The sequence below is a fragment of the Bacillus haynesii genome (assembly GCF_001969855.1).
Lineage (GTDB): Bacteria > Bacillota > Bacilli > Bacillales > Bacillaceae > Bacillus > Bacillus haynesii.
In genome coordinates this window covers 1-748 of the sequence record NZ_MRBL01000063.1, presented here as the reverse complement: position 1 = coordinate 748, position 748 = coordinate 1, and the positions used below count along the sequence as shown (strand labels likewise).

The 748-nt window shown below is 38.4% G+C and carries 1 protein-coding gene; it reads right to left on the bottom strand.

Annotation, left to right across the window (positions count from 1 at the left end; translation table 11 throughout):
- On the bottom strand, window positions 1-668 hold a 668-nt coding region (locus tag BTA31_RS22245), incomplete at its 3' end, for an SH3 domain-containing protein (protein ID WP_158039144.1).
- Window positions 669-748: the final 80 nt, after the last annotated feature.

Here is a 748-nt window from a genome sequence, read left to right as displayed (position 1 = left end):
GATGTGGTTGCTAGAGTATGATTTTTTTCAAGAGAACCGTTATAGCCAATCGTTCCTGGATCAATCCCACCATGGCCTGCATCGATAACAATATTTTTTCCTCTTAAACTATTAGAAGTTTGAGAAGATGATTTAGAAACAGAGGTTCGAGTAACGGCAGAAGAGCCTGATTGACTTGAGTCTGACACCAGCCATCTTGCGATCCAACCTGTCTGAGTACTGTTAACTTGAATATGTACCCATTGTCCTTTCCTATCAAGTACTTGATAAGCATCACCTTGATTGGCGATTTTCATTACTTTATAGTCCGTACCGGGTCCAGTACGTATACGAACATGACTTCCTGTGACATGAATTTTTCCAGCATAAGATTTTTGATAAGATGTTTCAGATGCCTCATTTGAAGATGATTCATATAAATATGTGGAAGCAACCCATCCGGTACGACCATTATAAAGAATCTTCGCCCATCCATATTTCTTCTCATCAACTTGGATTATAGAACCGCGACCTAAGGATCCAATAACCGGTGCATTGACGTGAGGAGCATTTCTTATATTTAAAGATGATGTTCCAACCGTGTACACATCATTATCACTAGCTTTAACCCCTTGGGACATTCCTGAAAGAAGAGTGATCACTAAGATGCATACCATAAGTCGCTTCATATTGGCTTTCACCTCCTTCCTTGGACAGATTATACAATGTTTTTTCATTCTTTTGTAGTACAAATTTTTAAAGAAATTTT